7 protein-coding genes are annotated in these 7,364 nt (G+C 35.4%); 6 read left to right on the top strand and 1 reads right to left on the bottom strand.

Annotation, left to right across the window (positions count from 1 at the left end; translation table 11 throughout):
• The first annotated feature begins 277 nt into the window (after positions 1-277).
• Positions 278-580, top strand: coding sequence for a hypothetical protein (locus HMPREF2685_RS09635; RefSeq protein ID WP_070466593.1), 303 nt, complete (start codon positions 278-280; stop codon positions 578-580).
• A gap of 192 nt (positions 581-772) precedes the next feature.
• Here the strand turns inward: HMPREF2685_RS09635 and HMPREF2685_RS09640 are convergent, their stop codons facing one another.
• A complete protein-coding gene (locus HMPREF2685_RS09640) occupies positions 773-2,068 on the bottom strand; it encodes an MFS transporter (RefSeq protein WP_070466595.1) in 1,296 nt (431 codons plus the stop codon).
• Positions 2,069-2,740: 672 nt separating this feature from the next.
• Between HMPREF2685_RS09640 and HMPREF2685_RS09645 the strand changes: the two genes are divergently transcribed.
• The 5 genes from HMPREF2685_RS09645 to HMPREF2685_RS09665 all read left to right on the top strand — a co-directional run bounded on the left by HMPREF2685_RS09645 (position 2,741) and on the right by HMPREF2685_RS09665 (position 7,052).
• Entirely contained in the window at positions 2,741-3,361 is a 621-nt protein-coding gene (locus tag HMPREF2685_RS09645) for a tetratricopeptide repeat protein (protein WP_070466597.1), read from the top strand.
• Between the two features lie 251 nt (positions 3,362-3,612).
• Entirely contained in the window at positions 3,613-3,774 is a 162-nt protein-coding gene (locus tag HMPREF2685_RS10760; RefSeq protein ID WP_222560487.1) for a histidine kinase, read from the top strand.
• Between the two features lie 426 nt (positions 3,775-4,200).
• Positions 4,201-4,431 carry a hypothetical protein gene (locus HMPREF2685_RS09655; protein ID WP_070466599.1) on the top strand — a complete coding sequence of 77 codons (231 nt, stop codon included), beginning with the start codon at positions 4,201-4,203 and terminating at the stop codon, positions 4,429-4,431.
• Between the two features lie 186 nt (positions 4,432-4,617).
• Positions 4,618-5,790, top strand: coding sequence for a hydroxymethylglutaryl-CoA synthase (locus HMPREF2685_RS09660; RefSeq protein WP_070466601.1), 1,173 nt, complete (start codon positions 4,618-4,620; stop codon positions 5,788-5,790).
• Positions 5,790-7,052, top strand: a complete 1,263-nt coding sequence (locus tag HMPREF2685_RS09665; RefSeq protein ID WP_070466602.1) for a hydroxymethylglutaryl-CoA reductase, degradative — start codon at positions 5,790-5,792, stop codon at positions 7,050-7,052. The genes HMPREF2685_RS09660 and HMPREF2685_RS09665 overlap by 1 nt, the downstream gene beginning before the upstream one ends.
• The last annotated feature ends 312 nt before the right edge of the window (positions 7,053-7,364 follow it).

Below are 7,364 nucleotides of genomic sequence, written 5' to 3' on the forward strand. Positions count from 1 at the left end.
ATCAAGAATTGGTTTAAAAAGTTTTGATATATCTTCACACAAAAAACTTAGCATGTTTAGGAACTGAACCCCAATAATGGAACAAGAGAAAACCCTCTTATGCGACCAGTTTTCTGTACTCTACAGGAGGCTGGTCATTTATTTTTTATAACATGTTGTATATAAAAATTGAAACAATAGAAAAGATTAAGAGGATTAACAAGATAAAAATAATTATTTTTTTTCATTGTAGTTCTCCTTTATTTTTTGTATGATTATATCAGAATGTTTTTAAAAAATGAAAGGGTTTTCTATGGGAAATGATGTGTTTTTTGATTATTTTTTAAGATCACTTAGGTTTCATTTACGTGATAAGTGTAAGGATATTGGATTTATAGAGTTTTTCAAAGATGAAAATAATTGTTTTATTACTATAGAGGATTATGTTTTGGAATCATTTGTAATATTGTCAAATATTTTGAGTCAGAAGAGGATTGTGTTTTCTTGTGGAATTATTTATAGTAAGGGGGTAGTTACTGGAGTAGAAGTATATATGAGTGTATTAGAGTTAGAAAAATTAAATAAATTGTTTAAAATATAGTTTTGAAGCATATTAAATTTTGTCGGACAATAACGAAGCGGTCCTACTAGTCATTTTGAAAGCTGGATGACTTATCTAAGCCACTCAGCTTTCAAAAAAAGTCCCATTGTTAGTCTAAGTTGTTAGTATTAAAAAAAAGACAAGGTTTTTTTATCCTTGTCTTTTCGTTTTAGTATTACTTAGGTTTCAATATCAATAAATGTGTTCTTTTTTGAGTATTCTATAGATTCGAGGTAACATTATCATCGTATAGATCAGGAGAGAAACTCCTCCAAATACGAATATTAGACCTCCGTTTATTTCTTTTTGAAATAGATAAGTAAATACAATGGTACCGATCGGCATGATAGACGTATTTAGTGTGAACAAAGTACTCATTACTCTTCCTAAATAATTTGTTTCAATACTACTTTGAAGATAGGTCATGACGACAATATTTAGAATAACAAGAGTGAATGCGATAATTCCCATAAATAAACCGCCAACGGAAGAAATAATCACTTGGGTGTTAGTAATTGCAAATGTAATACCCAAACCAACGATAGCGATGGTTAGAAGAAAAAGTGGAATGCGAATTCTATTAGAGAGAAGTGTATTATTTTCTTTTTTGTCTGGCAGTAGTGACATAGACACGCTGGCTAACAACATTCCAACTGCAGACATTGTTTCTAGGATACCTACTGTTGCATTATCTAATAAGAGTTGCTCTTTGACTACAAATGGTACTCCAATGCTAATGGAAGTATAGAAAAAATTCAGTACAACACTAACAAGAATAATATATTTTACAATCTGATTTTCTTTTAAAAATCGGATAATTTCTTTGAACCCCTGTTGATGCTTTTCATTCTGTTTAATCTTAGCTTCTTGCTCTTCATTTTCATAGAAGAATTTCATGGTAAGTAAGACACCTAAAGAAAGGAGATTTGCAATGATTTCTATAAGAATAAAGCCTGAGAAGCCTAACCAATTATAAAGAATGACTCCAATAGCTGGGGAAAGCATGGTTGCGATAGCAATGGCGGTTTGTGTAACAGAGCTTAATCGTTGAATTTTTTTATCATTTACTAATTCGTGGATAGAGGCTGAATAACAAGTATCATTGATGTTAACTGTAATAGAGTGGAATATGACAAACGGAATTACTAAATATAAGATAGTAGATGAATTCGTTAAAAAATAAAATGCATAAAACAGAAGAAAGATAATAAGTCTAAAAATAAAATTATAAATTAAGATCTTTTTATGACGGTATCGGTCTACTAAATTACCGATTGGAACCAAGAAAATCAAACTAACTAAAGGATAGATGATCATGTTGATTCCAAAACTCATTGCCGATTTTGTTTGGTCCAGTAACATTAATCCTAAAGCAAAATTAAAAGCTTTACCACTTAAAGAACTAATAAAACTACTAATAAAGTCTTTGATGATTTGTCTATTAGACATTTGATCAGTTATTAAATTCTTAATATTAATCCCCTCCATTCGTGTCAACATTGATTCGGTTATCTAGTCCTATTCAATCAACCTGTGTTGTAAGGTAATTGGAATATTAGATAGACCATAATTTTTATTAATTAAGATTTTACCAATTATACTAATAAAAGTATAATAAAAAATGTAAAAAATATTGTATTTATGTTTACTCATTATATTTCTTTCTTGCTTTGACATTATCTAAATTGATAACTTCTTACGTACCTCTTCTAAAATAGGATATATTTTACAATCGTTAAAGGATTTCAAAATGAAACAGATTGTTTTATTTTGCTTTTTGTAGGCTTTAACTTCATTCTAGATGTTGATACTATTTATCATAACGCTTGACGTCGCTTTCAAACGGGAGTACAATAATATTGAGGACAAGATGGTTAATCTCTTTTATTTAGGAGGTGTCAGATATGCAAATCTATTTTGTTTATTCTATTTTCTATCTATTATCACGCGTAGTAGCACTTGTAGTTCTAGCTTTTCTTATTAAGTTACTCATTGCTCGTTTAAAAAGAAACTAAGTAACATTTTGCCCAAATAGTAGTTATTTGGGCTTTTTGCTATACTTTAGCCTAGTAGATTAAATTTATAAAGGTAGTGTTTAGCATCTTCTTGTTGAGTGATTTTGTTTTATGAAGGTTGTTTATAGTTGAAAGGGGAAAATAGATGGTTGCTAAAATTGATATGGCTTGGAACTTGTTTCTGGAGGGAAAAACATCAGAAGCTAAGAAGTTGGTTGAACAAGATTTTTCCATTGATACCTGTACAGATTTTAGTCTTTTAAATCTGATGGGATATTTATTGTTAGCAGAAAAAGACTATGCCTCGTGTACCCATATCTTTGAGAAATACATTTTATTAGCTCAACAAAATGAAGATAAAGAACATGAACATATTGGATTACATCAATTAGCTATGATCTACAGAGATCAGGGTGATTTTCATAAGGCTTTAAAACTCATTGAAGATGAAGAGAAGATAGTTGAAGAGCATTTTCCAAACGATAATCTAAAGAAAGCTGTGAATAACTACGAACAAGGCTATGTGAGATTGAAATTAAACAATCTTGATGAAGCTCTTACATTCATGAATCTGTCACTGGAACAATCTTTAGAGACTGATGATGTGATTTCTCAAGCTTGTAGCTATAGAGGGTTAGGTGAGATCTATTTAGCCTTGGAAGATACGGAATTATCCAACAGAAATTTCAAACGAGCTATAGAACTTTTCGAAAGTGTTGGAGAGTTTGAAGGGATAAAGGAAATTGAAGAATTGATTAATGAATGATTTGACATTTAGTTTTTGTTATTAGTTTGCCTAAATAAAAAGTTTTAATATGCTATAAAGTATGTATTTGATTAAGAGGTATAAGATGGGAGGTTGTGCTAGAGATGAGATTTTTATTTATTTTAATTATTAATACACCTTATTTCTTTTATTTAAAATGGAAGTATAAGCCTAAACAAAAAAATAAGTCCTTTTGCTATCTTTATAAGTTTTACATGATTTACTTGTGGTTTATCTTCATAATTTCCATAATGGCTATCGGTATTTTATCCCTTGGAGTACTAGCTATTAGAGACTTAAAACTTACGTTTGGTTTCTTTGTTTTATCTTTTTTAGGTGTAGTTCCATTTAGTTTCTATATTTTTAGTATTCTAAAAGAGATAAAGGAATTAAAGCAAATAAAAGGGAAGTAAATATTAACTAAGAGAACTAGCTAAATAGCTTAAGTAAAATATAACACGGCTATGATTCATGAGCCGTGTTTTTGTATGAATGTACAATTGAAAAATTTTTAGTTTCAGGTTCATTGTCAAAATGTACAATTTAAAAATTTTTAGTTTTCCCTTAAATAAAGTACATTTTACAGAAGATGAACAGCTTTAAAAATTTCCAGTATTCACTTAAATAAAGTACATAATTGACAATGATTAGCTCAAAAAATTTTTTGGTTACTAAAGTAATCGCTTCACTTATCTTAAAATAGTTTTTCTCCATTCAAACTAATGAAAAATAATATTGGTTTTTAAATTTCTCTAAGTGTCATTGCTTGCATTTCCACTCAAAAGGAGTACAATGATAGTGAAAAAACAAATCCTTTAAAGTATGCGAGGTGCTGTATGATGATAAACAAGTATATCAAGTATCTTCCTTGGGGGATTTTAGGAGCAATCAACTCCTATCTAGAAGCAACTAACTATGCACGCAATTCATTTGACTTGTTCTTTCTGACCTTGAACTTTCTGATTGTATACATCGCTATACTCGTCTTCTACGAAAAAGTTCTAAGAGATAAATGCAAAGAACTCTTCATAAGAATCATGAGCAACCCTAAGAAGGATAAGCAAGCATAAGAGTTGAAAAGCCATCTAAGGATGGCTTTTTCTGATAGATTCTTTATTTTTCTATGAAACATTGCAAAATCGGTCCCGAGAATGATTTCCTTGTTGATCTAGCTTTTTCAAGGGAGTTTTACCCTTAAATATGGTAAAATAGTAACGAAATATACTAGTAGATATCAAATAAAAAAGAGGTTAAGAATGACAATTGGGATTGATAAGATTGGTTTTGCGACGAGCCCTTATGTCTTGCGTTTAGAAGATTTGGCTGCTGCTCGTGATACTGATCCCGAAAAACTGAGCAAGGGTCTTCTCTTAAAAGAACAAAGTGTGGCACCGATCACAGAAGACATCGTCACATTGGCTGCTACTGCAGCAGATGATATTTTAACAGACGAAGATAAAGAAGCGATCGACATGGTGATTCTTGCGACAGAATCTGGAATTGACCAGAGTAAGGCCGCTGCTGTTTTTGTCCATGGTTTACTAGACATCCAGCCCTTTGCTCGCTCTTTTGAGATGAAAGAAGCTTGCTATGCTGCAACTGCTGCTTTGGATTATGCCAAACTTCATGTTGAAAAATTCCCGCAGAGTAAGGTCTTGGTCATTGCCAGTGACATTGCTAAATATGGAATTGGAACTCCTGGTGAACCGACACAGGGGGCTGGAGCGGTTGCTATGCTGATCAGCCAAAATCCTCGTATTCTATCTTTTAACGATGATAATGTTGCCAAAACACGCGATGTGATGGATTTTTGGCGTCCAAATTATGCGACAACTCCCTTCGTGAATGGGATTTATTCAACGCAACAATATCTAGATTCTCTGAAAACAACCTGGGCAGAATACCAGAAACGGACTGGCCTTACCTTGACAGACTTTGCGGCCGTCTGCTTCCACTTGCCTTATCCGAAATTAGCTCTCAAGGGCTTGAAAAAAATCTTGGATAAGTCAGTATCAGAAGAGAAAAAAGATCAATTACAATACAATTTTGATCAATCGATTCTATACAGCCAACGCGTAGGAAATATCTACACTGGATCTCTTTTCTTAGGCTTGCTATCACTACTGGAAAATCGTCCCCAACTCAAAGCCGGGGACCGAATCGCCCTCTTTAGCTATGGAAGTGGAGCAGTTTCTGAGATCTTTAGTGCCAATCTCGTTCCTGGTTTTGAGCAACTCCTAGATCACAAACGTATGGACAAACTAGATCAACGGACGGTTCTTAGTGTTGCTGACTACGAACGACTCTTTTATGAGGAAGTAGATCTAGACTCTAGTGGCAATCAAGTGTTTGAACCTGCTACGCTTCAAACTTATGCTTTGACAGAGATCAAGGAACACCAACGCACTTACCAGAAAGTAGAAAAATAATGGCACGATTACCAGGTTTTGCAAAACTTTCTCCCACAGAACGCATAGAGGCCTTACTGAAGGAAGGCCTCTTAACTTGGGATGAAGCACAGATCTTAAAAGAACAAAAGGGACTTCCCCTTTCTATTGCAGATCAATTGACGGAAAATGTCTTGTCGACTTTTGACTTGCCTTTTAGTCTCGCTCCTTATTTTCTGATCAATGGTCGTGACTATGTCCTTCCTATGGTCACAGAAGAGCCTTCCGTGGTTGCAGCTGCCAGCTTTGCGGCCAAGCTCATCCAACGTTCGGGCGGTTTCACCACCCAAGTGCACCAACGCCAAATGATCGGTGAGATTGCTCTGACAGATGTTAAGGATGTGGAAATGGCTAGCAAGCGCATCCTAGAAGACAAGGAAACTCTTCTTCAGCTGGCTAATGAAGCCTATCCTTCTATCGTCAAGCGTGGAGGCGGAGCGAGGGATCTTTGGGTCGAAAACAAGGGGAACTTTCTCATTGTCTACTTGGCTGTCGATCCTAAAGAAGCCATGGGAGCCAATATGCTCAACACGATGCTGGAAGCTCTGACTGATCGTATCCAGGAACTCTCTGGTGGTCAGGCCTTGATGGCAATTTTATCCAACTTGGCCACTCGCTCTTTGGTGAGTGCACGGTGTGCCATCGATTTTAAAGCACTGAGTCGAAATCCTGAGGAAGCCATTGAGATTGCCCACCGGATGGAGCTAGCTAGCCAACTGGCTCAAGTGGATCCTTACCGTGCAGCCACTCATAACAAGGGGATTTTTAACGGGATTGATGCCCTGGTCCTTGCGACAGGTAATGACTGGCGGGCCATCGAAGCAGGAGCCCATGCCTATGCCGCACAAAGTGGCCCATACAAAGGCTTGAGTAGCTGGACAAGTCAGCCAGAAGAGAAAAAACTCTATGGAGAGATCACCCTACCAATGCCGGTTGCGACAAAAGGAGGCTCGATCGGCCTCAATTCAACGGTTCAAGTCAGCCACCGTTTGCTAGGAGATCCTTCTGCTATTGAATTAGCAGGTATCATCGCTTCGCTCGGTTTGGCGCAGAATTTCGCAGCCCTCAAAGCCCTTGTCACCACAGGGATTCAAGCAGGGCATATGAAACTCCAAGCACGCTCCCTAGCCCTTCTAGCAGGAGCTAAGGAAGAGGAAGTTCCCCGATTGGTCAGCCAACTCCTTGAAAACAAACCCTTTAATTTAGAAAAGGCACAAACACTCTTACAAGAATTGAGAAAATAAAAGAACTAAGACAAGGTTTTCGTTTTCAGATTGAAGACAAAGTCATCTTAGAAACTTTCCTTAGGTGAGTACGGACGTCAGCGAACTTCGAAGAAGTTCCATGACTTAGTTTTGAACCTAAAGTTTCAAAACTCCCGAGTGCTAGAAACAATCCTATTTCTAGCACTTTTCTCACTGCGGAAAGTTTCAGTGTATGTTTGAATGAGACTATTGGTATGTATCAGTTTTAATTATTCTGCATCACTTAGCTTGTTTTATGTAAAAAACAGTTTGTTTACATTCTAAAAGAGGCTGGGACAAAAGTCCTAGCCT

The organism is Streptococcus sp. HMSC074F05, assembly GCF_001808725.1.
Taxonomy (GTDB): Bacteria; Bacillota; Bacilli; order Lactobacillales; family Streptococcaceae; genus Streptococcus; species Streptococcus parasanguinis_I.